The organism is Cupriavidus sp. C2SS-8b (genome assembly GCF_057073745.1).
Genome location: NZ_CP172716.1, coordinates 340,047 through 363,580, shown reverse-complemented (window position 1 = coordinate 363,580; position 23,534 = coordinate 340,047). Strand labels below are relative to the sequence as shown.

Below are 23,534 nucleotides of genomic sequence, written 5' to 3'. Positions count from 1 at the left end.
GATGCACACCCGGGACGATTGCGCCAGGAGTGCACCTTGCGAGTGCAACTCCAGGACGTTCTTGTGCCAGGGGACCACTGCGACAAACTGGCGCATTATAGGGCGCTTCGCATACACGGACAAGGCCGCACATTGACCAAAGCGCTTGCGCGCCGTAAGGATTTATGCTTAGACGCTATCAATCGGACTACCCGTAAAGCCAATGCCAGCGCGGCTTTGCGGGCGATCGGCACATCGTGCCGCTACACGAAAGTCAATACAGTCGTAACCGCTCGGCGCCGCGTTCAGCGACGCGGTCTTGCCCGGCCAATCTTGTCCAGCGGCACCACGGCGTGGCCCTCGTCATCGAGCTGCTGCGCACCACGCGGGGGCAGTTTCCACGCGTGGCCATAGACGATCTCGAAGCTCAGCGGGATCACACCATCGGCGTTGCGCCGGCGCGCCAGCGCCGCGCAGACCGCCTCGTGCCAGCGCCGGCCATGCAGGCCGGCGTGGCGCGCGTCCGGGTGCGCACGCAAGCCACCGAAGGCCTGGACCTCGCGCAGCAGCGTCTCGGGCGATTCGTAGGTCACGGTCAGCGTTTCCATGTCCATCACCGGCGTGGACCAGCCGCTGTGGACCAGCATGTCGCCGATGTCGTGCATGTCGACAAAGCGCAACGTATGGGGCGCGGTATCGACCTCGGCGAAGGCCGCGCGCAGCTCGCGCAGCGTATCGGGCCCGAACAGCGAAAACATCACCAGGCCGTCGTCCTGCGTCACGCGATGCCATTCGGGGAACACGCGGTGCGGCTCCGGATGCCAGTGCAGCGCCAGGTTGGACCACAGCAGGTCGAAGCTGCCGGGCGCAAAAGGCAATGTGGCAAGATCGCCCTGGACCAGATCGAACAGCGGGCGCTTGCCGAGCAGGCGGCCGACCCAGCCGGGCCGCCGCTGCGGATCGCGTTGCCCCGCTTCGGCCAGCATCGCGCCGGAAATATCGAGGCCGGCGATCTGCGCATCGGGAAAGCGCGCCCGCAGGCCCGCCAGCCCCTGGCCATGCCCGCAGCCAAGATCCAGCGCGCGCTGCGGCGCCAGGCGCACGACTTCCATGCGCTCCTGCATGCGGCGGCCGATCTCGCCGAGCAGGAAGTCGAGCTGGCCGAACGCGGCGCTGCGCCGGTCGAAGGCCAGCCGGGTCAGGCGCGTGGGCGGCAGGAAGGCATCGGGGGAATCGGCGGCATGCAGGGACACGGGAAAACCAGGCAACAGGAAGACGGGGAAGTCGCGGCAGCAGACGCCGCGCATGGCGGCCGCGCGCGTTGGCGGGCGGCTGGACGGCAAGTATACGCGCGCACCGCGAAAGCCGCCGGGCACGTGCGCGGGCTGGCGCGTGCGCTGTTGCCGTGCGCCTGTGCGCTCTGCGGCGTGGTGCAGGACGAAGTGGTCTGCCGTGACTGCGTCAGCGACCTGCTCTACCCGGTGTCGCGCTGCCCGGTCTGCGCGATGGGCCGGGCGCCCGGCGATCCGTGCCCGGCCTGTGCCGAGCACCGCCCCGCATTCGACCAGGCCGTCACGCTGGGCGACTACGCGTTCCCTCAGGATTCGCTGGTGTTGGCACTGAAGTACGGCAAGGTACTGCCGCTGGCCAGCTGGCTTGCCGCCGCGCTGGCTGAGCGGATGGAGCGCGGGTTGCGCACCGGCGCGCTACTGCTGGACCTGCTCGCACCGATACCGCTGTCGCCGCAACGGCTGGCCGAACGCGGCTTCAACCAGGCCTGGGAGATCGCCCGGCCGCTTGCGCGCCACCTCGGCGTGCCCGGCGACCCGGTACTGCTCGAGCGCCCGCGCGACATCGCTACCCAGCACCTGCTGGACCTGGCGCATCGGCAGTTGAACGTGCGCGGCGCGTTCCGCCTGGCCCGCCCGCAGTCGCTGGCGGGCAGGCACATCGGTCTGGTCGATGACGTGATGACCACGGGCGCCACGCTGGATGAAGCGGCGCGCACGCTCAAAGCGCACGGTGCGGCGCGGGTCAGCGTGATCGTGGCGCTGCGCACGCCCTGAGCGGATGACAGCGCGGATGACAGCGCCGCGGTCGCGCGGTAAGCTGCGCACCGTTTTCGATGCCCCCTTTGCAAGGAAGTCCCCATGTTCAACGTCGTCCTGGTCGAACCGGAGATCCCGCCCAACACCGGCAATGTGATCCGCCTGTGCGCCAACACCGGCGCGCAATTGCACCTCGTCAAGCCGTTGGGTTTTCCACTGGAAGACGCCCGCATGCGGCGCGCGGGACTCGATTATCACGAGTACGCGACCATGCGCGTGCATGACAACTGGGACGCGCTGATGGCCAGCGAACAGCCCGACCCGTCCCGCATGTTCGCGCTCACCACGCATGGCTCGACGCCGTTCGGGCAAGTCAGTTTCCAGCCTGGCGACTGGTTCGTGTTCGGTTCGGAGACACGCGGGCTCGCGCCGGAACGGCGCGAAGGGTTCCCGGCGTCGCAGCGCATCCGCCTGCCGATGCGGCCCAATAACCGCAGCCTGAACCTGTCGAACACCGTGGCGGTGGTCGTCTTCGAAGCCTGGCGCCAGAACGGCTTTGCCGGCGGCGCCTGAGCGAGCCTTTGTGACCGTTATTCGGGCTGCACGCCCGCGGCGCGGATCACCTTGTCCCAGCGCACTTTCTCGCTCGCCATGGTCTGGCGCAGCGATGCCGGCGCCGTACCCGCCGGCACGAAATACTGGGCGCGCATCTTCTCGCGCACGTCGGCGCTGCCGATGATGGCGACCAGTTCGCGGTAGAGCCGGTCGATGATGGCCGGTGGCGTGCCCGCCGGCGCCAGCACCGCCTGCCAGGAAATCGCTTCGAATCCCGGATAACCCGATTCCGCGACGGTCGGCACCGAAGGCAACACGCCCGTGCGTCCCGTGGTGGTGACTGCGAGGATGCGCAGCTTGCCCGCATTGACCAGCGGCATCGCAATCGCGGGCACCATGAAGCCGGCCTGGATCTGCCCGCCGACCATGGCGGTGGTGACCTGCGGGAAGCCCGGATAGGGCACATGCTGCAGCTCGATGCCGGCCATGGCCTTGAGCTGTTCCATCGCCAGGTGCGCGGCGCTGCCATTGCCGACCGAGCCGTAGTTCAGCGCGCCGGCCTTGGATTTCGCCAGCGCCACGAACTCGCGCACGTTATGCACGGGCAGGTTGGCATCGACCACCAGCACATTGGGCGACGTCGCCACCAGCGTGACGGGAGCCAGCTGGCGGAACGGGTCATAGTTCAGGTTGCGCGACAGCGATGGCGCCGTCACCAGGGGCCCGTTGATCGTGAACAGCAGCGTGTAGCCGTCCGGCGCCGCCTTCGCCACCATGCCGGTGCCGATGTTTCCCCCGGCGCCAGGGCGGTTTTCCACCACCACTGGCTGGCCCAGCGTGGCCGCCAGCTTTTCCGTGAGGATGCGCGCGATCAGGTCCGGCGATGATCCCGCCGGGAACGGCACGACCATGCGCAGCGGCCGCGACGGCCAGGTATCGGCCCAGGCCGGGGAAGCAGCGCCGGCGGCGCAGGCGCAGGCAAGCGCGATCAGCGCGCGGCGACGGGAAGTCATGCGATGTCGAGTCGAAAAAAAAACTGGAAGGAGGCTATTCGTCGCGCGCGTCGCGCTGCAGCAGTTGCGCCACGGCATCGGCGGCGCTCAGGCCTTCGAACAGCACGGCGCACACCGCACGCGTAATCGGCATCTCGACCTTGTGGACAGCGGCCAGCGCCGCCACTGCCTGCGCGCAACGCACGCCTTCGGCGACATGCCCGAGTCCGGCAAGGACCTGCTCCAGGGTCTGCCCGGCCGCGAGTTGCTGGCCGACCTTGCGGTTGCGCGACAGGTCGCCGGTAGCGGTCAGGATCAGGTCGCCCACGCCGGCAAGGCCCATGAAAGTCTCTACGCGGCCGCCGAGCGCCAGGCCCAGCCGCGTCATTTCAGCCAGGCCGCGCGTCACCAGCGCGGCGCGAGCGTTCAGCCCCAGGCCCAGGCCATCGCTGGCGCCAGTGGCAATCGCCAGCACGTTCTTCACTGCGCCGCCGACCTCGACACCGGTCAAGTCGTCGCTGCCGTAGATGCGCATGGCGTGGTGATGAAAGGCGGCCTGCGCGCAATCGGCGAGGTCGGGGACGCTGCACGCCACCGTCAGCGCGCACGGCAAACCCAGCGCGACTTCGCGGGCAAAGCTCGGCCCGGTCAGCACGCCGTAGTCGAATCCGCTGGTACGGCCGGCGGCATCGAGCTCCTCGCGCACCATCTGGTGCGGCAGCGCGTGCGTGCCGGCTTCGAAGCCCTTGCACAGCCACAGCATGCGGACATGGCCCTGGCCGCGCGTGGCCAGCCTTCGGGTCATCTCGCGCAGGCCCGAGACCGGCGTGGCGACCACCACGAGACCGCCCGGATCGTCGGCGGCATGCGCAACCGCCTGCTCGAAATCGGCCTCGACGCGCAGCCGCTCAGAGAGCCGCACACCCGGCAGATAGGCATCGTTGCTGCCGCTGGCCCCGATCGCGGCAAGCTGGGCAGGATCGCGCCCCCACAGGATCACGTCATGGTTGACGGCGGCATGGCTGGCGAGTGCGGTACCCCAGGCACCCGCACCGAGGAAGGTCAGTTTCATGGCGGCTCGAACGGTGGATCGGCGCAATCGATGGTAATCCGGTGCGCGTGGCCCGGAAAGGCAAAACGGGGCCGCAGCCCCGTTTCGTCAGGCAGTGCGGGACTGCCGGATCAGTGGCGAGCCTGGCTGCCGTCGGGCATCACGATGCCGCTGTTGCCGTTGCCGCCGCCGGCGGCCTGGGCTTCTTCCATGGCGGCCTGCAGGCGCTGCTCGTACAGGGCCTGGAAGTTGATTTCCGACAGGTGGATGGCCTGGAAGCCGGCGCGCGTGATCACGTCGGCGATATTGCCGCGCAGGTACGGATACAGGATCGTCGGGCAGGCAATGCCCAGCAGCGGGTCGAGCTGCTCGACCGGCACGTTGCGGATGTCGAAGATGCCGGCCTGGTGCGCTTCCACGAGGAAGGCGACCTTTTCCTGGACCTTGGTCGTCACGGTGCCCGTCACCACCACTTCGAAGATGCCTTCCTGCAGCTGCGAAGCGGCCACGTTGACCTGCACTTCGACCGACGGCGCTTCCGATTCCAGGAAGATGCCCGGCGAGTTCGGCTGCTCGAGCGACATGTCCTTGAGATACACGCGCTGGATGTTGAAGAAGGGTTGGTCTTCCTGCTGGGTGTTTTGCTGGTCGCTCATGAAAGGCTTCCGGGATGGGCGTTGGGCGTGGCGGCCGGTATCGGCACGAGCCTGCGCCCGGTTGGAAAACGCATATGGTACATGACGCGGGTGGCAATATCACCCGCGCCGGGCCGGCCGTGCGGCGGGCTCAGGCAGCCAGCAGCGGCGACAGGCCGCCCTGGCGGTCGAGCGCGGAGAGATCGTCGAAACCGCCAACATGGGTGTCGTCGATATAGATCTGCGGCACGGTACGGCGGCCGGTGCGCGACATCATTTCTTCGCGCTTGCCGGGTTCGCGGTCGATCAGGATCTTCTCGATCGTCTCCACGCCCTTGGCCTTGAGCAGGCGCTCGGCCATCACACAATAGGGACACACCATCGTGCTGTACATGACGACGCGGGCCATGCTGAATCTCCTTCGATACTCAAACGCCACGGCCCTGCGAGATGCGAGGTCCGGCGCGATGTGACGGACAGGCCGGGCCAGTCGGGCGCGGCTTACTTGATGACCGGAAGACCGGCCTGCTGCCAGGCGGCGAGGCCGCCTTCGAGCGCATAGGTCTCACTGTACCCGGCTTCCTTCAGCGCTGCCTGAGCCTTGCCGAGGCCCTGGCCAGTCTGGGATACCACGATGATGGGGACGGCCTTGTCCTTTGCAAGACCGGCCGCGCGCGAGGCCAGGTCGGCCAGCGGGGCGCTCTTGGCCTGCGGCAGGTGGCCCTTGGCATACTCGGCCGCATCACGGATGTCGACCACCACGGCGCCGCGCTTGTTGATCAGCTGCGTGGCGGCCACCGTATTGACGGCTTTTCCGCCGGTGCCGCGGGCGATCGTGGGCCAGGCGAGCAGTCCGCCGGAGACCACTGCAAGGGCGATCAGGGCAAGGTTGTTATAGTCGGCGAAGAAATTCACGTTGGCGTTCCGTTGGGTTGGGTCGGCGGCATTATAAAATACGCGGTTTGGTGTCCGGGCCTCCGCTGTCAGGCCACAGCGGCCATTGTCGCCTCATTGTTGCCTGGCTGGCACATGGCGACGCTGATGAGGCGATACCGGCGCACGCAGGTTACCTACACTCTGGAAGCAGCAGCATGTACAAGCTAGTCCTTATCCGCCACGGCGAATCGACGTGGAATCTCGAAAACCGCTTCACCGGCTGGGTCGATGTCGACCTGACCGACACCGGCGCCGCCCAAGCCCGCCTGGCCGGTCAGCTGCTTAAGGAAGCCGGCTTCGCCTTCGACGTGGCCTATACCTCGGTGCTCAAGCGCGCGATCCGCACGCTGTGGCATGTGCAGGACGAAATGGACCAGATGTGGATTCCGGTGCGCAACGAGTGGCGCCTGAACGAACGCCACTACGGTGCGCTTGCCGGCCTGAACAAGGCGGAAACCGCCGCGAAGTTCGGCGACGAGCAGGTGCTGGTGTGGCGCCGCAGCTACGACACCCCGCCGCCGGCGCTGGAACCGAGCGATCCGCGTGCCTCTTACGATGATCCGCGCTACGCAAACGTGCCGCGCGAACAAATTCCGCTGACCGAATGTCTGAAGGACACCGTGGCCCGCGTGCTGCCGCTGTGGAACGAATCCATCGCCCCCGACATCAAATCGGGCAAGCGCGTGGTCATAGCCGCTCACGGCAACAGCATCCGCGCCCTCGTGAAATACCTGGATCAGATCTCGGATGACGATATCGTCGGCCTCAACATCCCCAATGGCACCCCGCTCGTCTATGAGCTGGACGCCAACCTGCGCCCCCTGCGCCACTACTACCTGGGCGACCAGGAAGCCATCGCCGCCTCGCTGGCGGCCGTGGCCAGCCAGGGCAAGGCGCGCTGAAAGCCCGCCGGGCGGTCTGCACCAGCCATGGTGCGGCCGCCCACCGACCGCCGGTACGTGACAGGCCTTTTTCTTCACACCCACTTATACTGTCGGACAAACCGACCCGCGCCCCACGCGCGGCGGCTGCAGCCGGCATAATCCCCCTACGTACACGTTCAGGCAGCCCTCATGCGTAAGACGCTCAAGAACATCAGTCTCGTTTCGGTCGGACTTGTCGCCGGCGTGCTGGCCACGCTGCAGATTTCCGCAACCGCGCAGAATTCTTCCGGCCCGTTGCCGCTGGACCAGCTGCGGCTGATGGCCGACATCTTCGGGCAGATCAAGCGCGAATATGTGGAGCCGGTCGATGACAAGAAGCTGCTGACCGAAGCCATCAAGGGCATGGTCGCCAGCCTCGACCCGCACTCGGCCTACCTGGACGAGAAGGACTTCAAGGAACTGCAGGAAGGCACGCGCGGCCGCTTCGCCGGCCTGGGCATCGAGATCTCGCAGGAAGAAGGCCTGGTCAAGGTCATCAACCCGATCGAGGATACGCCCGCGTTCCGCGCCGGCATCCAGCCCGGCGACCTGATCACCCGTATCGACGACAAGCCCGTGCGCGGCCTGCCGCTCGAGCAGGCGGTCAAGCGCATGCGTGGCGAACCGGGCACCAAGGTTACGCTGACGATCTATCGCAAGAGCGAGGAACGGACCTTCCCGGTTTCGATCACCCGCGCCGAGATCCGCGTCCAGTCGGTCAAGACCAAGATGCTGGACAACAACACCATCGGCTGGGTGCGCCTGACCAGCTTCCAGGAACGCACGGTGGCGGACCTGGGCCGCAGGCTGAACGACATGGCGCAGAAGAACCCGGGCCTGAAGGGCATCGTCCTGGACCTGCGCAACAACGGCGGCGGCGTGCTGCAAGGCGCGGTCGGCGTGGCCGCGGCGTTCCTGCCGGAAGACTCGACCGTGGTCTCCACCAACGGCCAGGTTCCCGACGCCAAGCGCGTGTACAAGGCGACCTTCAACAACTACCGCCTGTCGTCGATCGAGGACGATCCGCTCAAGGACCTGCCCGCGCTGTACAAGAAGATCCCGATGGTCGTGCTGACCAACGCCTATTCGGCGTCGGCGTCCGAGATCGTGGCCGGCGCGCTGCAGGATCACCACCGCGCGCTGATCATGGGCAAGACCACGTTCGGCAAGGGTTCGGTGCAGACCGTGCGGCCGCTGACCAATGACACCGGCATCAAGCTGACCATCGCGTACTACTACACGCCGACGGGCAAGTCGATCCAGGCCAAGGGCATCCGCCCGGACATCCCGGTCGACCAGAACGCTGACGGGGATCCGGACGACGCGCTGATCACCCGCGAGATCGACACCGAGCGCCACCTGCACAACAAGCAGGAATCGGAAGAGCCGGAAATGAACGAGCGCGAACAGCGCCGCGTGGAAGAATTGCGCCGCCTCGAAGAGGAAAACGCGAAGAAGACGCCGGAAGAGCGCGAGAAGGATCGCCGCAAGAAGCCGATCGAATTCGGCTCGGCCGACGACTTCATGCTGCAGCAGGCCATCGCCCAGCTCGACGGCCAGCCGGTCAAGCGTTCCAAGTCGAAGCTCGAAACCAACCCGCCCGCCGACAAGCCGGCCAAGGCCGCGCCAGCGAAGAAGAGCAGCGCTCCGGCGGCCAAGCCTGCGCCGGCCCCGGCCAAGCAGCCGCCGGCCAGCGCGCCAATCGGCCAACCGCTGGGCACGCCGACCGGCAAGGCGCCCTCGCCCTGAGCGGCACCCTGACCAGAAGCGGCCCCGCGGGGCCGCTTTTACATTGCACGCCCTGCCCTGAGCGCTGTCTCCGGGCCCTGTCCTGAGCCTGATGCCATGAACGACGATCAACTGCTGCGCTACTCGCGCCATATCCTGCTCGATGAACTGGGCATCGAAGGCCAGGAACGCCTGCTGGGCGCCCACGCGCTGGTGATCGGCGCCGGCGGCCTCGGCGCCGCGGCCCTGCCCTACCTGGCGTCGGCCGGCGTCGGGCGAATCAGCGTGGTCGACAACGACCATGTGGACCTGACCAACCTGCAGCGCCAGATCATCCACACCACGGAAAACGTCGGCCGACTGAAGGTGGAATCGGCGCGCGAAGGCATGCTGCGCATCAACCCCGGCGTGCAGGTGGAAATCATCGCGACCCGCGTCGGCGATGCGGAGCTGGACCAGCTCGTGGCGCAGGCCGATGTGGTGCTCGATTGCTGCGACAACTTTGCCACGCGCCAGGCTGTCAACCGGGCCTGCGTGCGGCACCGCGTGCCGCTGGTATCCGGTGCGGCGCTGCGCTTTGATGGCCAGATCAGTGTGTTCGACCGGCGCCGCGATGACGCGCCGTGCTACGCCTGCCTTTTCCCGCCGTCAGAGCCAGCGCCCGAAGTCGCCTGCGCCACCATGGGCGTGTTCGCGCCGCTGGTGGGCATGGTCGGCACCGTGCAGGCGGCCGAAGCGCTCAAGCTGCTGAGCGGCGTGGGCCAGAGCCTGGCCGGCCGGCTGCTGATGGTCAATGCGATGACGATGGAGTGGACCACGATGCAGCTCGCACGGACGCCGGACTGCCCGGTCTGCGCGGGACAGTAGCGCGACGCCGGGCCAACCTCAGCGCGCGGAGCGCTCCCGCAGCCACTCGGTCACCGCGGCGCGGTCGCCGCGGAACACGATGCGCGCCGCGCGGTTCTGCTTCTGGTAGGCGTACATCGGATCGTAGTAATCGCGCAGCAGCACTTCGATCCAGCCGCGATGCAGGCCGGTATCGCCTTGCTCCGACTGGCGGACCAGCGCCTGTTCGAGCAGCGTCGACAGCAGTGCGTAGCGCTCGCCGCCCAGGCGCGGGGAGATTGCCGTCATGGCGTCACGCAGACGCGCCGCATACGCTTCGAACCCGGCCTCCGGACCGAGCTGGTCGATGTGCTCGGCAGCCAGGCCCAGCACATAGTCGCGCAATACGCGTTCGACCCGCTCGTCGAATGACGCCTCCAGCCACACCAGCGGGCTTGCCTGCATGCGTTGCCACAGCACCTTGGGCAGGTCGCGGCCGCCGATGAAGCGGCCCTCGTCCTCGACCACCAGCGCGCGGTAGCCGGCATCGGCCCGCCGCAGCAGGTCGATGGCCAGCGCATTCTCGAAATCGACCTGCGGCGGCTGCGCCTGCGCGCGGCGGCCAAACGCGGAGCCGCGGTGACGGGCCAGCCCCTCAAGGTCCACGGCCGCCGGCACCTCGTCGATAACGTCGGTCTTGCCGGTACCGGTCATGCCGCCCAGCACGAGAATATCCCGCGTGGCCGCGGCCTGCTCCGTCACGTCGATCAGGAAGCTGCGCATGGCTTTGTAGCCGCCGGTCACGCGCGGGTATTCGATGCCTGCCTCGTCGCGTAGCCACCGCTGCACGATCTGCGAGCGCAGCCCGCCACGGAAGCAGTACAGGTAGCCGTCCGGATGCGCGCGGGCAAACGCCGCCCATTGCGCGAGCCGCGCGGCCTTGATATCGCCCGACACCAGGCGATGACCGAGTTCGATCGCCGCGTCCTGCCCCTGCTGCGCATAGCAAAGGCCGACCTGATGCCGCTCCTCGTCGTCCATCAGCGGCAAGCTGACGGTGCCTGGGAAAGCGCCGCGCGCAAACTCCAGTGGCGCCCGCACATCCATCATCGGCGCGCCGCTCAGAAACAGCTGCCGGAAGTCGCCGGTGTCCTCACGCATCAGACCACCTCCGGCGCACGGCGAGTTCGACGACAGGGGCAAGCTCCGCACCGGCGCGGCTTACGTCGGGCACATTGGGGGCAATGTTGCAGCCACAGCCGGCCCCGTGGCTGTACTGCGTCAGGCGAATGAATTCGGCCATGGTCATGGCTCCTGTACGGCGGTCTGGATGGAGAGAATTGGAATGAGAAGGGTTACTGCAGGCGGGCAAACAAGTCGGCGGCGCCCGGATGCGCCACGCGGGGATGCCGGCCGCCCGAAAAGGCAGCCCGGCAGGAACTGGCGGCTTACTGCTCGCCCGGCTCCATTTGCGACTGCAGGTAGTTCTGCAGGCCGACCTTGTCGATCAGGTCCAGCTGCGTCTCCAGGTATTCGATGTGCTCCTCGGTGTCGGTGAGGATATCGACCAGGATCTCGCGGCTGACATAGTCGCCAACGGATTCACAGTAGGCAATCCCTTCCTTCACAGTGGCATGCGCGCCTTGCTCCAGCTTCAGGTCGCACTTGAGCATCTCCGGCGTGTCTTCGCCGAGCAGCAGCTTGTGCAGGTCCTGCAGGTTGGGCAGGCCGTCGAGCATCAGGATGCGCTCGATCAGCCGGTCGGCGTGCTTCATTTCGCCGATCGATTCCTTGTACTCCACGTCGCCGAGCTTCTTCAGGCCCCAGTGGCGATACATGCGTGCGTGCAGGAAATACTGGTTGATCGCGGTCAGCTCGTTCTTGAGCTGGGCATTCAGATGCTGGATGACCTTCTTGTCACCTTTCATGGGTGGCTCCTGTTGCATCGGGCCCGCGCCAAAACACGAACGGCGCCAGAGGCGCCGTTTGCAGTCGAATCAAGAATGCGCGAAAACGCGCCGTGAACCGCGTTTCAGTTCATGGGCGCATTCAAGCCACCAGCGCCTGACGCTGGTCGTTCGCGACTGCCGGGTCCCGAGTGTCCATTATGGTACATGTGCTGGACACCGAACAGGTAGAAATCTCCACAACCGGAATGCTCCCGATCGTGGCCGCGGTCACATTGCGCACGGCAGCTACGCCTTCCTGCAGCACCTCGCGGGCGCACTCGCGGCACCGGCCGCAACAAGTCCCGACGCCAAGCGTCTCGGCCAGTTCGTCGAGGGTCTCGACGCCCAGAAGAGCGGCTCCATGGATTTCGCGATCGGTAATCTGGTTGCAGATGCAGACGTACACAACTCCCTCCTTGGGGGCTGGCGGCACCGGCATGCCGCTCGAATGAACGTCAGAATACCAAAGATCGAAAATGATAACAATTCCCATTAAGCCACATGTGCGAAGGTGGGATTTGCGTCACGTCCAGGCGCGCAACAAGCAATTTCTGGCGCACATTCGCCGTAAAAAGTGACGGTTATGCGCAAAACTTGCAGAAAAACCCTTTGACTTCTAGGGCTTAGCGAGTTGCCGCAGCGCGGCTTCCTGCTCCTCGGGATCGTAGGCGCAGAGCACCTGCTCGACGAGCGGCTCGAGACGGGTGCAATCGGCGTGCAGGACTTCCTGCTTGACTCGCAGCAGTTGCGCCGGATGCATCGAGAATTCGCGCAGCCCCATGCCCAGCAGCAGACGCGTCATGCCCGGATCACCGGCCATCTCGCCGCAGACCGCCACCGGCACGCCGGCCCGGTTGGCTTCGCGGATGGTCCGGGCAATTAATTGCAGCACGGCGGGGTGCATCGGATCGAACAGGTGTGCCACGGCATTGTCGGCACGGTCGATGGCGAGCGTGTATTGCGTCAGGTCGTTGGTGCCGATCGACAGGAAATCCATGCGCTTCAGGAACAGCGGCAACATCAGCACCGCCGCAGGGATCTCGATCATGGCGCCAACCTTCAGGCCGGGATCATAGGGCACGCCGCAGTCGTCGAGCTGGCGCTTGGCCTGCGCGAGCAGCTCCAGGGTCTGGTCGATCTCGCGCGCATGCGACAGCATCGGCACCAGCAGCCGCACCGGCCCGAAGGCTGAGGCGCGCAGCAAGGCACGCAGTTGCGTCAGGAACATGGTCGGCTCCGACAGCGACCAGCGGATCGCACGCAGCCCGAGCGCCGGATTGAGCGCGGTCTCGAAATCGTCGCCGCGTCCGTCCAGCGGCTTGTCGGCACCGACGTCGATGGTACGGATGGTCACCGGCAGGCCATGCATGGCTTCGACCGCGCGGCGGTAGGCGGCAAACTGCTCGTCCTCGTCGGGCAACTCGCCGCGCCGGTTCATGAACAGGAATTCCGAGCGGAACAGGCCGACCCCCACGGCGCCTGCCGCCAGCGCGGCGCCGGCGTCCTCTGCCATTTCGATATTGGCCAGCAGGTCGATCTCCTGGCCGTCCAGCGTGACCGCGGGCGTATGCCGCAAGCGCTGCAGGCGCTTCTTTTCGAGCGCGCGCTCGCTCTGGCGGTGGCGGTATTCCTCGAGAATGATGGCCGACGGATCGACGATCACCAGCCCGGCGTCACCGTCGATGATGATCCAGTCGTCCTGGCGGATCAGCTCGCTGGCGCTCTGCACGCCGACCGCCGCCGGGATGTCCAGGCTGCGCGCGACGATGGCCGTGTGCGAGGTGCGCCCGCCCATGTCCGTCACAAAGCCGTGGAAGACGGTGTGGCGGAACTGCAGCATGTCGGCCGGCGCGATGTCGTGGGCCACCACGATCACGCCCGGCGCCGGCTCTCCGTCGGCGGCCAGGGCGGGCACAGGCGCGGGCGCCAGCACCGGCGCGCCGGCCAGCACCTTCAGGATCCGCTCCACCACTTGCTGGATGTCGGCCTTGCGCTCGCGCAGGTATTCGTCTTCGATCTCGTCGAACTGGCGCATCAGCTCTTCGAGCCGCGTGGTCAGCGCCCACTCCGCGTTGTAGCGGCGCCCGCGAATCAGGGCTTCCGGCTCGCGCGACAAGGCCTCGTCATCGAGGATCATCGCGTGCACGTCCAGGAACGCCCCCATTTCCTCGGGGGCTTCGCGCGGCAGGTCGCGCTTGAGCGCGGACAGTTCGGCCCGCACGGCGGCGCGGGCCGAACGCAGGCGCTCGACCTCGTCGTCGAGCCGGTCTTCATCCACCAGGTAGTGCGAGACGTCCAGCGCCGCGGGCGCCAGCAAATGGGCGCGGCCAATGGCGACGCCGCGGGAGACCGGGATGCCGTGCAGGGCAAATGACATGTGCCGCTCCGTCAGGAACGTTCAGGGAAGCGTCGTGGCGCGGCGGACCTCACTCGCCCTCGCCAAAGCGATTGGCGATCAGCGCCAGCAGCGCGTCCATCGCCGCCTGCTCGTCCGGCCCGTCGGTCTCGATGGTCACCGTGGAGCCGATGCCCGCCGCGAGCATCATCACGCCCATGATGCTCTTGGCATCGACCTGGCGCCCGTTGCGGGACATCTTGACCTGACTGGCAAAGCTGCCGGCCAGCTGGGTCAGCTTGGCCGATGCGCGGGCATGCAGCCCGAGCTTATTGATTATGGTGGTGTCCCTCTGCAGCATATCGGTCGGGATGGTTGGCTGTTTGGTTTTGTACGGTTGTTGTGCCGACCTGCAGCACGCCCTGCGATCCGCCGGCAAGCGCCTTGGCCACCAGCTGGTCGAGCTTTTCCCCGCGATAGCAGATGGCGCGCACCAGCATCGGCAAGTTGACGCCGGCCAGCACCCGGACACGCCCCGGTTCCGCCAGCCGCGCCGCAATATTGGCCGGCGTGGCCCCGAAGATGTCGGTCAGCACCAGCGCGCCGTTGTCTTCGCAGACGGCGTCGAGCCGTTGCCGGGCTTCGGCAAGGACGGCAGCAGGATCCGCGTCAGGAAGAACGTCGATGGCCTCCAGCCGCTGCGGCTGGCCACAGTAGACATGGGTGGCGCAATCGCGCAAGGCCGAAGCCAGGGGAGTGTGCGCGATGATCAGAATTCCTGCCATGGTGTGAATCCGTTGGACTGGCCCGATTGTAGCAGGCGCCTTCCCCGGTCTTTTCGCGCTCCTGACCCCATTCCGCCCGCTTTCGGACTCCTCCTACCGGCAAGCTGCGCTCAGGCCCCAGGCGCCTCTACCGCATGTTCGAGCGCGTCGATGAACATCGCGGCCACCTGGAATCCGGTCTGCTGGGTGATCTCCTGGAAACAGGTCGGGCTCGTCACATTGACTTCCGTGAGGTAATCACCAATCACATCGAGCCCCACCAGCAGCAAGCCTTTCTCCCACAACCCCGGCGCCAGCGCCTCGGCAATCTCGCGGTCGCGCACGCTCAACTCCTGCGCGCGGCCCGTGCCGCCTGCCGCCAGGTTGCCGCGCACTTCGCCGGCCATCGGCACCCGCGCCAGCGAGTACGGTACCGGCACCCCGCCGATCAGCAGGATGCGCTTGTCGCCGTCCTTGATCGCCGGGATATAGCGCTGGATCATCAGCGTGCGGCGGCCGTCCTCGCCCAGCGTTTCGACGATGGCACCGAGGTTCATGCCGTCCGCGCCCACCCGGAACACGCCCATGCCGCCCATGCCGTCGAGCGGCTTGATGATGATGTCGCGGTGTTCTGCGTGGAAGTCGCGAATGCGCGCGATGTCGCGCGTCACCAGCGTCGGCGTGATGAATTCCGGAAACTGGTTGATCGCCAGCTTCTCCGAGTGGTCGCGGATGGCGCCCGGCTTGTTGAACACGCGCGCGCCCTGGGACTCGGCCAGTTCCAGCAGCCAGGTGCTGGTGACGTACTCCATGTCGAACGGCGGATCCTTGCGCATCAGCACCGCGTCGAAGTCCTTCAGCGATGTGAGCGCCGGCGTGCCTTCGCGGAACCAGTCATGGCTGTCGCCCGTGAGTTGCAGCGGCGTCGCCACCGTCTCGACCTGGTCGCCGAACAGTGACAACTGCGACTGCAGGCTCCAGAACAGCTGGTGGCCGCGCGCGGCGGCCTCCGTCATCATGGCGTAGGTGGAGTCCTTGTAGGTCTTGAAGGTCTCCAGCGGATCGGTGATGAAGAGGATGCGCATGGCGGCTCGTCAGAGAATCGGATTCGGGTCGGTCTTTTCGAGTTCGAGCGAGGCCGCCAGCAGGGCCAGCCGCGCCACCACGCCGTACATGTAGAAGCGGTTCGGCACCGCCGCGCCCGGCTTGGCGTGGCTGTCCGGGATGCCGTTGGGCGCGAACGCCAGCGGCACGAAGTGCATGCCAGGGGCGTTCAGGTTCTCGTCGTTGCCGCGGCCGGTGTGCACGCGATAAAAGCCGCCGACCACGTAGCGGTCGATCATGTAGACCACCGGCTCGGCCACGGCCTCGTTGACCTTCTCGAAGGTATGGACGCCTTCCTGGATGATGACGTCGCTGACCTCCAGGCCTTCCTTCACGACGCTCATCTTGTTGCGTTCCTTGCGGTTCAGGCCCTTGACCTCGGACGGGTCGCGCACGGTCATGATGCCCATGCCGTAGGTGCCCGCATCGGCCTTGACCACCACGTAAGGCGTTTCCTTGATGCCGTATTCGCGATACTTCTTGGCCACCTTCTTGAGCACGGCCTCGACCGAGTCGGCCAGCGCTTCCTCGCCGATGCGCTCGTGGAAATTCACGCCCGAACAGCGCGCAAAATACGGGTTGACCATCCACTGGTCGATGTCGATCAGCTTGGCAAACTTCTTGGCGACCTCGTCATAGGCGGCGAAGTGGCTGGTCTTGCGGCGCGTCGACCAGCCCGCATGCAGCGGCGGCAGCAGGTACTGTTCGTTGATGTTCTCGAGGATCGGCGGAATGCCGGCCGAGAGGTCGTTGTTCAGCAGGATCGAGCAGGGATCGAAATCCTTCAGCCCGAGGCGGCGGTCCTTGGTGCCGAGGCGTGCCAGCGGCTCCACCACCAGGGTCTGCCCGTCGGGCAGTTCGATCGGCGTCGGCTCCGTGATTTCCTCGGACAGCGATCCGAGGCGCACATTGAGGCCCGCCTGGCGCATGATCAGCGACAGCCGCGCTACGTTCTGCAGGTAGAACATGTTGCGGGTATGGCGCTCGGGAATCAGCAGCAGGTTCTTGGCGTCCGGGCAGATCTTCTCGATCGCGGCCATGGCGGCCTGGACCGCCAGCGGCAGCATTTCGGGCGCCAGGTTGTTGAAGCCGCCCGGGAACAGGTTGGTGTCGACCGGCGCCAGCTTGAAACCGGCATTGCGCAGGTCCACCGAACAATAGAACGGAGGCGTATGTTCCTGCCATTCCAGCCTGAACCAGCGCTCGATGGACGGCGTGGCGTCCAGGATTTTCTTCTCCAGTTCGAGCAGCGGACCGTTCAGCGCGGTGATGAGATGCGGGACCATATCCATCCTGTTGATCTATTGGTCGTCTTAATCGTTCGCCCAGATTGTAGAGGAACGGCCAATTGGCTGCTGGCACGCCCTTTATAAGGATATGCCCGGCGCAGCATAAGGGATGTGGATATGGGGACGTCCGCGCAGATGTAAACCCCGGCGTCGGCACAAAAAAAGAAGCGCGGCATTGCCGCGCCTTCAAATGGCCTGACAGATACGGGGAGCGTTCTGCAGGTGGAGGAAACTGCCTCACTGGCAATGTATGTGCGCTACCCCCCAAATACAATTGAAGCTTTTTAAGATCGGATTTAAGCACCCGGCGAAATCAGCCCGCTTCCGCGCCACGCCGGGCCGGGCGGCGCAAATGAAAAAAGCCCGGCACGCGGCCGGGCAAAACTCCTGAGAGTCGATTCCCAAATCAGCTCTCCAGCACAACACCTTTGCGATCAGACCTCATAAGCGGTTTCACCGTGCGAGGTGATATCCAGGCCCTCGCGCTCTTCTTCTTCCGGCACCCGCAGGCCGATCAGCATGTCCACCAGCTTGTAGGCCACGAAGGCCACCACGCCTGACCACACGATGGTGGTCAGCACGCCCTCGAACTGGATCCAGACCTGGCCGGCGATCGAGTAGTCGTCCGCCACCTTGTTGGCCACGTAGTCGTAGATGCCCGTGCCGCCCAGGCTCGGTGCGGCGAATACGCCGGTCAGCAGCGCACCCATGATGCCGCCGACACCGTGCACGCCGAACACGTCGAGCGAGTCGTCCATGCCGAGCATGCGCTTCAGGCCGGTCACGCCCCACAGGCACAGCAGGCCAGCCAGCAGCCCCATCGCGATCGAGCCCATCGGGCCGACGAATCCGGCCGCCGGGGTGATGGCCACCAGGCCGGCCACCGCACCCGAAGCACCGCCAAGCATCGACGGCTTGCCCTTGCCGATCCACTCGCCGAAGGTCCATGACAGCACCGCGGCGCAGGTCGCCAGCAGCGTGTTGACGAAGGCCAGCGCGGCCGAGCCGTTGGCTTCCAGGGCCGAGCCGGCGTTGAAGCCGAACCAGCCGAACCACAGCAGCGAGGCACCAACCATGGTGAAGGTCAGGCTGTGCGGACGGATCGCCTCGCGACCGAAGCCGATGCGCTTGCCGAACAGGAAGGCACCCACCAGGCCCGCCACGGCGGCGTTGATGTGCACCACGGTGCCGCCGGCGAAGTCGAGCGCGCCCTTCTGGAACAGCCAGCCGGACTTGCCGGTTGCAGCCGTACCCGCGGCGGCATCGGTGAAGGCGTCAGGGCCGGGCCAGAACCAGACCATGTGGGCCATCGGGATGTAGGCGAAGGTGAACCACAGCACCACGAACACCAGCACGGCCGAGAACTTGGCGCGCTCGGCGAAGGCACCGATGATCAGGCTGCAGGTGATGCAGGCAAAGGCGCACTGGAAGGCGAAGTAGCCCAGTTCCGGCACGACCACGCCCTTGCTGAAGGTCGCGGCCACGGCATCGACCGTGAGCCCCTTCATGAACAGCCGGTCGGTGCCGCCGAAGAACGCATTGCCCTCGGTAAAGGCGAAGCTGTAGCCATAGATGGCCCACAGCAGCGCCACCACCGAGAAGATCACCAGGCACTGCATCAGCACCGACAGCATGTTCTTGGAGCGCACCAGGCCGCCATAGAACAGCGCCAGGCCTGGCAGCGTCATCAGGATCACGAAAGCCGTGCTGACCAGCAGCCAGGCGGTGTCGCCCTTGTTGGGCACGGGGGCAGCCGGTGCGGCAGTCGCTTCCGCCGGCGCAGCGGCGGCGGCGGCGGCGGCAGGGGCCGCCGCGGGCGCCACGGATGCGGCTGGCGCGGAGGCTTCGGCCGCCGGCTTGTCCTGCGCGACGGCATGGGTGGACAGGCCGACACCGGCCGTGCCGATGGCCAGCGCCATCGCGCCCGCCGTCAGGATTCGCTTGAACCAGGTTTTCATTTGCTTACCCTCTTGTCGTTGTGCTGTCACAGGGCATCGCTGCCGGTCTCGCCGGTGCGGATGCGGATGACCTGCTCGATCGGCGCGACGAAAATCTTGCCGTCGCCGATCTTCCCGGTGCGGGCGGATTTCTCGACGGCTTCGATGGCGCGTTCGACCACGTCGTCGGGAACGGCCACTTCGATCTTCACCTTGGGCAGGAAGTCGACGATGTACTCCGCGCCGCGATACAGCTCGGTGTGGCCCTTCTGGCGGCCGAAGCCCTTCACTTCCGTGACGGTGATGCCGGATACGCCCACGTCCGACAGTGCCTCGCGCACTTCGTCGAGCTTGAACGGCTTGATGACTGCGATGATCAGTTTCATCGATTTCTCCTGTGGGCACGACCGCTGCGGCGTGCCCGGACTGACGCTCGATTAGAAGGTCTTGGAAAGCGACACCCACCCCGTGTTGTTGCCGACGTTGTGGTTATAGCTGTTGGTGTAGAAAGAGTCCTTCGCGTTGGTGCCGATATAGGCCACCGCCACGGCGAAGCCCTTGCCCAGGTCCTTGGTCAGGCCGAGCTTCCAGTCCAGGTAGGACGCGGCGCTGATGTGCTGGACGTTCTGGTAGCCGACATGCGCGTTCAGCGTCAGGTCCCACACATTCAGCGGGTAATTGAAGCTCAGGTCGATGTAGCTGCTGTACTGGCTGTTGGCGATGCCGAACAGGTTGGTCAGCGCCTGGGAGTACTTCAGGAATACCGGGCCATAGCCAATGCCGGCATACACCTCGGTGGTGTAGGGACGCGGCTGGCTGTAGCCGCCCGGATAGAAGTACTGCAGCACGCCGACGTCATAGTTGAATTCGAGGTCGCTGGCCTTGAAGGTGTTCTTGAAGCCGCCGTAGAAATCCATCTCGACCGGTGCCGACACCGACTTGTCGGCATCCGAGATCCAGCTGATGCTGGAGTTCCAGTTGCCGAGATAGAAGCCGCTTTCGTGCGCGTAGTCGAAGCCGCCCTGGATGGCCGGACGCCGGTTGGTCTGGCTGAGACCGCGATAGCGGTAGTCCGATACCAGCGCGACGTTGGCCGTGAACGTATGGGGCGATGCGGGCTCGGCGGCAGCGGCAGCCGGGGCTGGCGCTGCCGCATCCGTGGCGCTCTGGGCGAATGCGGTGGCAGCGGAACTACAGAGAACGACCGCGCTGACTGCAAGGGCCAACTTCCTCATGGATTCCTACTCCTTTTCCTTATCTGGCTCGGATTTCGTTTATTTGCTTATCGGTGATCTTGCGAACCCACTACTGCAACAGCCGTGCCAGCTACGCGAGAGACGAGCATCCGGGGAGGCCGGTCATGTGAACGGTGATCCGGACGAGGCGTCAATCTGGCTTGCAACAAGGCCAGAATCGCGTCAAAAGGTGTGAACAGCGACGCGGCACACTTTCACCCACGTGCCTGAAGGGCGATAATCGAAGCCTGAAGATGACTGGCCGACACGGCAGCGAGCACGTCGCCCGCGACAGGCGCGCCCAATTGCTGTGCGAAAGCGAGGCATGCGGCAGGTCGTCCCCGGCATTGGCACCACCACGGTGCGCGAAGGAGAAACCATGAAACCGACCGATCTCTTCAACGACCTGCAGAACAAGGTCAACGAGGCACTGCGCAACTCGCCGGCAAGGGACATCGAAAAAAATGTGCGCAGCATGATGACCCAGGGCTTCGCCAAGCTTGACCTGGTCACGCGCGAGGAATTCGATGTGCAGTCGCAGGTGCTGGCCCGCACGCGCGCGCGCCTGGAGGAACTGGAAGAACGCGTGGCCGAGCTCGAGCGCCGCGCCGGCATTCCGCCCGGCCCTGGTGCCGTGGACAGCACCGGGGGCGCATGACGCCCAGGCCGCTGGCCCGACCCGTTGCCGAAAGGCCGCCGTTTCACGGCGGCCTTTTTCGTTAACGTTTCCAACAAGCTTCCATCACAACCGCGTCACAACGACGTTCGAGACACATGAGCCTTGCCGTCCTGCACAGCCGCGCGCTCACCGGCATCGAGGCGCCGCCCGTGCGTGTCGAAGCCCACCTGGCCAATGGCCTGCCAGTCTTCACCATCGTCGGCCTGGCCGACACCGGCGTGCGCGAAAGCCGCGAGCGCGTGCGCGCCGCCATCCTGAACAGCGGCTTCGAGTTCCCGAACCGCCGGATCACCGTCAACCTGGCGCCGGCGGACCTGCCGAAGGAGTCGGGCCGCTTCGACCTGGCCATCGCACTAGGCATCCTGGCGGCCAGCGGGCAGATACCGTCGGCGGAGTTCGACCAATACGAGTTCGCCGCCGAGCTATCGCTGTCGGGCGATCTGCGGCCGGTGCGCGGCGCGCTGGCGATGGCCATGCGCCTGGCGCGCGAGAACGCCGTGCGGCAGGCCTGCGGCGACGCCCCGCGCGCATTCCTGGTGGCAGCGGGCAACGCTGCCGAGGCGGCACTGATCGAAGACCTGGCCGTCCATGGCGCCGCCACGCTGCGAGAGGTCTGTGGCCACTTCGCGCCGCCGCTCGACCAGCGCATTGCCCGCGCGGTCCCGGCCGCGCTCGCGCGGGTGCCGGAGCCTGGGCCGGACTTGCGCGACGTGCGCGGCCAGGCGCAGGCGCGGCGGGCGCTGGAAGTGGCCGCCGCTGGCCAGCACTCCGCGCTGCTGGTGGGTCCGCCCGGCACGGGCAAATCGATGCTGGCCCAGCGCCTGCCCGGACTGCTGCCACCGATGTCGCTCGACGAGGCACTGGAATCGGCCGCCGTGCTGAGCCTGACGCCCGGCGGCTTCAAGCCGTCGCGGTGGGGCGTGCGGCCGTGCCGGTCGCCCCATCACACCGCGTCCGGGCCGGCCATGGTCGGCGGCGGCGGCAATCCACGCCCTGGCGAAATCTCGCTGGCGCATCACGGCGTTCTGTTCCTGGACGAACTCCCCGAGTTCGACCGCAAGGTGCTGGAGGTGCTGCGCGAGCCGCTGGAATCGGGCCGCATCACCATTGCGCGCGCCGCGGGCCATGCCGACTTTCCGGCCTGCTTCCAGTTCGTGGCCGCCATGAACCCCTGCCCTTGCGGCTATCTTGGCCATCCGGAGCGCGCATGCCGCTGCACGCCCGATCAAGTCCGGCGCTACCAGTCGAAGATTTCCGGGCCGCTGCTCGACCGGATCGACCTGCAGATCGAGGTGCCGGCGCAGGATCAGGGCGAGATGCTGGATGGTCCCGCCGGCGAACCGAGCGAAGTCGTGCGCGCCCGCGTGCTCGCAGCGCGCGAACGCCAGCTGGCGCGGCAAGGCAAGCCCAACAGCGACCTGGCCGGACGCGAGATCGAGCACCACTGCCCGCTCGAGCCGACCGCCCAGGCGTTGCTGCGCGGCGCCATGGCTCGGCTGGCATGGTCGGCACGATCGTACTTCCGGGTGCTCAAGGTGGCACGGACGATCGCCGACCTCGAGGGCGCCGGGAACCTGACCACGGCGCACATCGGCGAGGCCATCCAGTATCGGCGTGCATTGCGCACGCCTGGTTGATATCGCACGATGGATTCAGCGCCGCGGCGGTACGCCTACAGGCGGTTCCACGGGTGGCGGGACCGGATCGTCTTCCGGCGGCAGGGGCAGGTCGGGCGGGACCCCCGGCGGCGTGGGATCGTCGACGGGCGGGACGGTATGCGCGGGGCGCGCGGTCGTACCGGCGGGCAAAAGGAAAGTCGGCATCAGGGGATCTCCGCGACGAAGGTCTCCCCTCATTGAAGCAAACGGGACCGCTTATCGCCAGCAGCGACCAGGCAAGCCGCCTTCAGGCGTGCTGGCGGCGCACGAAGAACAGCGCCGCGCCGACGGCCATCAGCACGCTGCCGAAGAAGCGGTTCTGCCAGCGCACAGCGCGCGCATTGCGGAACAGGCCCTGCATGCGCGAGGCCAGCAGCGCATAGCCATGCATGACGACCAGATCGACGCCGCACATCGTCGCCGCGAGGATAGCCAGCTGCGGCCCGAGCGGATGCGCGGGATCGATGAACTGCGGCAGCACCGCGACCATGAAGATGATCCCCTTCGGGTTGGTCACGTTGGTCAGCAGGCCGGTGGCGAAGCGCCGGCGCGGGCTCATCGGCGTCACGCGCACGGCACCGCTGCCATTCGCTGCCGTGCCTTCTTCGACCCGCGCGCGCCATTGCTGCAGGCCCAGGTAGATCAGGTACATGGCGCCCACGGTCTTGACCGCGGCGAACGCATGCTCCGACGCCAGCAGCAGCGCCCCGAGCCCGCCGCCGGCGACCAGCAGGATGATGACCAGCCCGGCCTGCAAGCCGAAGATGGTGGTCGACGTCCTGCGCACGCCGTACGACAGGCCGTGGCTCATCGACAGTACCGCGCCCGAACCGGGCGACACGGCAATGACCCAGCACGCGGCGAAATAGGCCAGCCAGACTTCCCAACGCATCACTTCTCTCCTTCAGATAA

27 protein-coding genes are annotated in these 23,534 nt (G+C 66.4%); 7 read left to right on the top strand and 20 right to left on the bottom strand.

Annotated features, from left to right (window positions below; translation table 11 throughout):
- Positions 1-284: 284 nt before the first annotated feature.
- Entirely contained in the window at positions 285-1,286 is a 1,002-nt protein-coding gene (locus ACIGJB_RS01655) for a methyltransferase domain-containing protein (protein WP_483731101.1), read from the bottom strand.
- Between ACIGJB_RS01655 and ACIGJB_RS01650 the strand changes: the two genes are divergently transcribed.
- Both ACIGJB_RS01650 and trmL read left to right on the top strand, forming a co-directional pair.
- Positions 1,221-2,045, top strand: coding sequence for a phosphoribosyltransferase family protein (locus ACIGJB_RS01650; RefSeq protein ID WP_483731100.1), 825 nt, complete (start codon positions 1,221-1,223; stop codon positions 2,043-2,045). The two genes, ACIGJB_RS01655 and ACIGJB_RS01650, sit on opposite strands and share 66 nt — an antisense overlap.
- 84 nt (positions 2,046-2,129) lie before the next feature.
- Positions 2,130-2,600 (top strand): tRNA (uridine(34)/cytosine(34)/5-carboxymethylaminomethyluridine(34)-2'-O)-methyltransferase TrmL, encoded by a 471-nt coding sequence (trmL, locus tag ACIGJB_RS01645; RefSeq protein ID WP_483731099.1) that lies wholly within the window; start codon positions 2,130-2,132, stop codon positions 2,598-2,600.
- Positions 2,601-2,617: 17 nt separating this feature from the next.
- Here the strand turns inward: trmL and ACIGJB_RS01640 are convergent, their stop codons facing one another.
- The 5 genes from ACIGJB_RS01640 to ACIGJB_RS01620 all read right to left on the bottom strand — a co-directional run bounded on the left by ACIGJB_RS01640 (position 2,618) and on the right by ACIGJB_RS01620 (position 6,175).
- Positions 2,618-3,595 carry a Bug family tripartite tricarboxylate transporter substrate binding protein gene (locus ACIGJB_RS01640; protein ID WP_483731098.1) on the bottom strand — a complete coding sequence of 326 codons (978 nt, stop codon included), beginning with the start codon at positions 3,593-3,595 and terminating at the stop codon, positions 2,618-2,620.
- Between the two features lie 34 nt (positions 3,596-3,629).
- On the bottom strand, positions 3,630-4,646 hold the full coding sequence (locus tag ACIGJB_RS01635; protein WP_483731097.1) for an NAD(P)H-dependent glycerol-3-phosphate dehydrogenase: 1,017 nt from the start codon (positions 4,644-4,646) through the stop codon (positions 3,630-3,632).
- Between the two features lie 110 nt (positions 4,647-4,756).
- Complete coding sequence (gene secB, locus ACIGJB_RS01630) at positions 4,757-5,281, bottom strand: protein-export chaperone SecB (protein WP_483731096.1); 525 nt, start codon at positions 5,279-5,281, stop codon at positions 4,757-4,759.
- A 130-nt stretch (positions 5,282-5,411) separates the two neighbouring features.
- Positions 5,412-5,669: a glutaredoxin 3 gene (gene grxC, locus ACIGJB_RS01625; protein WP_483731095.1), complete on the bottom strand. Its 258-nt coding sequence runs from the start codon at positions 5,667-5,669 to the stop codon at positions 5,412-5,414.
- 92 nt (positions 5,670-5,761) lie between these two features.
- Complete coding sequence (locus tag ACIGJB_RS01620; protein WP_483731094.1) at positions 5,762-6,175, bottom strand: rhodanese-like domain-containing protein; 414 nt, start codon at positions 6,173-6,175, stop codon at positions 5,762-5,764.
- Positions 6,176-6,351: 176 nt separating this feature from the next.
- Between ACIGJB_RS01620 and gpmA the strand changes: the two genes are divergently transcribed.
- The 3 genes from gpmA (at position 6,352) to ACIGJB_RS01605 (ending at position 9,714) form a co-directional block, all read left to right on the top strand.
- Positions 6,352-7,098 (top strand): 2,3-diphosphoglycerate-dependent phosphoglycerate mutase, encoded by a 747-nt coding sequence (gpmA, locus tag ACIGJB_RS01615; RefSeq protein WP_483731093.1) that lies wholly within the window; start codon positions 6,352-6,354, stop codon positions 7,096-7,098.
- Positions 7,099-7,269: 171 nt separating this feature from the next.
- Complete coding sequence (locus ACIGJB_RS01610; protein ID WP_483731092.1) at positions 7,270-8,868, top strand: S41 family peptidase; 1,599 nt, start codon at positions 7,270-7,272, stop codon at positions 8,866-8,868.
- Positions 8,869-8,964: 96 nt separating this feature from the next.
- Positions 8,965-9,714, top strand: a complete 750-nt coding sequence (locus ACIGJB_RS01605; protein ID WP_483731091.1) for a HesA/MoeB/ThiF family protein — start codon at positions 8,965-8,967, stop codon at positions 9,712-9,714.
- An 18-nt stretch (positions 9,715-9,732) separates the two neighbouring features.
- Here ACIGJB_RS01605 and mnmH read toward each other — a convergent pair whose 3' ends face one another.
- From mnmH to ACIGJB_RS01545, 12 genes are all read right to left on the bottom strand, one after another.
- A complete protein-coding gene (gene mnmH / locus ACIGJB_RS01600) occupies positions 9,733-10,833 on the bottom strand; it encodes a tRNA 2-selenouridine(34) synthase MnmH (RefSeq protein ID WP_483731090.1) in 1,101 nt (366 codons plus the stop codon).
- Positions 10,826-10,975: a hypothetical protein gene (locus ACIGJB_RS01595; RefSeq protein WP_483732375.1), complete on the bottom strand. Its 150-nt coding sequence runs from the start codon at positions 10,973-10,975 to the stop codon at positions 10,826-10,828. The genes mnmH and ACIGJB_RS01595 overlap by 8 nt, the downstream gene beginning before the upstream one ends.
- A 145-nt stretch (positions 10,976-11,120) precedes the next feature.
- Positions 11,121-11,600: a bacterioferritin gene (gene bfr, locus ACIGJB_RS01590; protein WP_224081290.1), complete on the bottom strand. Its 480-nt coding sequence runs from the start codon at positions 11,598-11,600 to the stop codon at positions 11,121-11,123.
- Between the two features lie 121 nt (positions 11,601-11,721).
- On the bottom strand, positions 11,722-12,114 hold the full coding sequence (locus tag ACIGJB_RS01585; protein ID WP_483731089.1) for a (2Fe-2S)-binding protein: 393 nt from the start codon (positions 12,112-12,114) through the stop codon (positions 11,722-11,724).
- A 123-nt stretch (positions 12,115-12,237) separates the two neighbouring features.
- Entirely contained in the window at positions 12,238-13,998 is a 1,761-nt protein-coding gene (gene ptsP, locus ACIGJB_RS01580) for a phosphoenolpyruvate--protein phosphotransferase (RefSeq protein ID WP_483731088.1), read from the bottom strand.
- Between the two features lie 49 nt (positions 13,999-14,047).
- Complete coding sequence (locus ACIGJB_RS01575) at positions 14,048-14,317, bottom strand: HPr family phosphocarrier protein (RefSeq protein ID WP_483710288.1); 270 nt, start codon at positions 14,315-14,317, stop codon at positions 14,048-14,050.
- Positions 14,286-14,741, bottom strand: coding sequence for a PTS sugar transporter subunit IIA (locus ACIGJB_RS01570; protein ID WP_483731087.1), 456 nt, complete (start codon positions 14,739-14,741; stop codon positions 14,286-14,288). Before ACIGJB_RS01570 ends, ACIGJB_RS01575 begins: the two co-directional genes overlap by 32 nt.
- Before the next feature lie 110 nt (positions 14,742-14,851).
- On the bottom strand, positions 14,852-15,805 hold the full coding sequence (gene gshB, locus ACIGJB_RS01565; RefSeq protein ID WP_483731086.1) for a glutathione synthase: 954 nt from the start codon (positions 15,803-15,805) through the stop codon (positions 14,852-14,854).
- Between the two features lie 9 nt (positions 15,806-15,814).
- Positions 15,815-17,110: a glutamate--cysteine ligase gene (gshA, locus tag ACIGJB_RS01560; RefSeq protein ID WP_483731085.1), complete on the bottom strand. Its 1,296-nt coding sequence runs from the start codon at positions 17,108-17,110 to the stop codon at positions 15,815-15,817.
- A gap of 437 nt (positions 17,111-17,547) precedes the next feature.
- The gene (locus tag ACIGJB_RS01555) at positions 17,548-19,071 is read right to left on the bottom strand and encodes an ammonium transporter (protein WP_483731084.1); all 1,524 of its coding nucleotides are present in this window, start codon (positions 19,069-19,071) and stop codon (positions 17,548-17,550) included.
- A gap of 26 nt (positions 19,072-19,097) precedes the next feature.
- Positions 19,098-19,436, bottom strand: a complete 339-nt coding sequence (locus ACIGJB_RS01550) for a P-II family nitrogen regulator (RefSeq protein WP_483731083.1) — start codon at positions 19,434-19,436, stop codon at positions 19,098-19,100.
- Positions 19,437-19,487: 51 nt separating this feature from the next.
- A complete protein-coding gene (locus ACIGJB_RS01545) occupies positions 19,488-20,285 on the bottom strand; it encodes a TorF family putative porin (protein ID WP_483731082.1) in 798 nt (265 codons plus the stop codon).
- A 379-nt stretch (positions 20,286-20,664) separates the two neighbouring features.
- On the opposite strand from ACIGJB_RS01545, the gene ACIGJB_RS01540 reads away from it, so the two are divergent.
- Positions 20,665-20,943 (top strand): accessory factor UbiK family protein, encoded by a 279-nt coding sequence (locus ACIGJB_RS01540; RefSeq protein ID WP_483710282.1) that lies wholly within the window; start codon positions 20,665-20,667, stop codon positions 20,941-20,943.
- 116 nt (positions 20,944-21,059) lie between these two features.
- Positions 21,060-22,601, top strand: coding sequence for a YifB family Mg chelatase-like AAA ATPase (locus tag ACIGJB_RS01535; protein ID WP_483731081.1), 1,542 nt, complete (start codon positions 21,060-21,062; stop codon positions 22,599-22,601).
- A 15-nt stretch (positions 22,602-22,616) separates the two neighbouring features.
- On the opposite strand, the gene ACIGJB_RS01530 is transcribed toward ACIGJB_RS01535, so the two are convergent.
- Both ACIGJB_RS01530 and ACIGJB_RS01525 read right to left on the bottom strand, forming a co-directional pair.
- Positions 22,617-22,787, bottom strand: a complete 171-nt coding sequence (locus ACIGJB_RS01530; RefSeq protein WP_483731080.1) for a hypothetical protein — start codon at positions 22,785-22,787, stop codon at positions 22,617-22,619.
- Positions 22,788-22,869: 82 nt separating this feature from the next.
- On the bottom strand, positions 22,870-23,514 hold the full coding sequence (locus tag ACIGJB_RS01525) for a LysE family transporter (protein ID WP_483731079.1): 645 nt from the start codon (positions 23,512-23,514) through the stop codon (positions 22,870-22,872).
- Between the last annotated feature and the right edge of the window lie 20 nt (positions 23,515-23,534).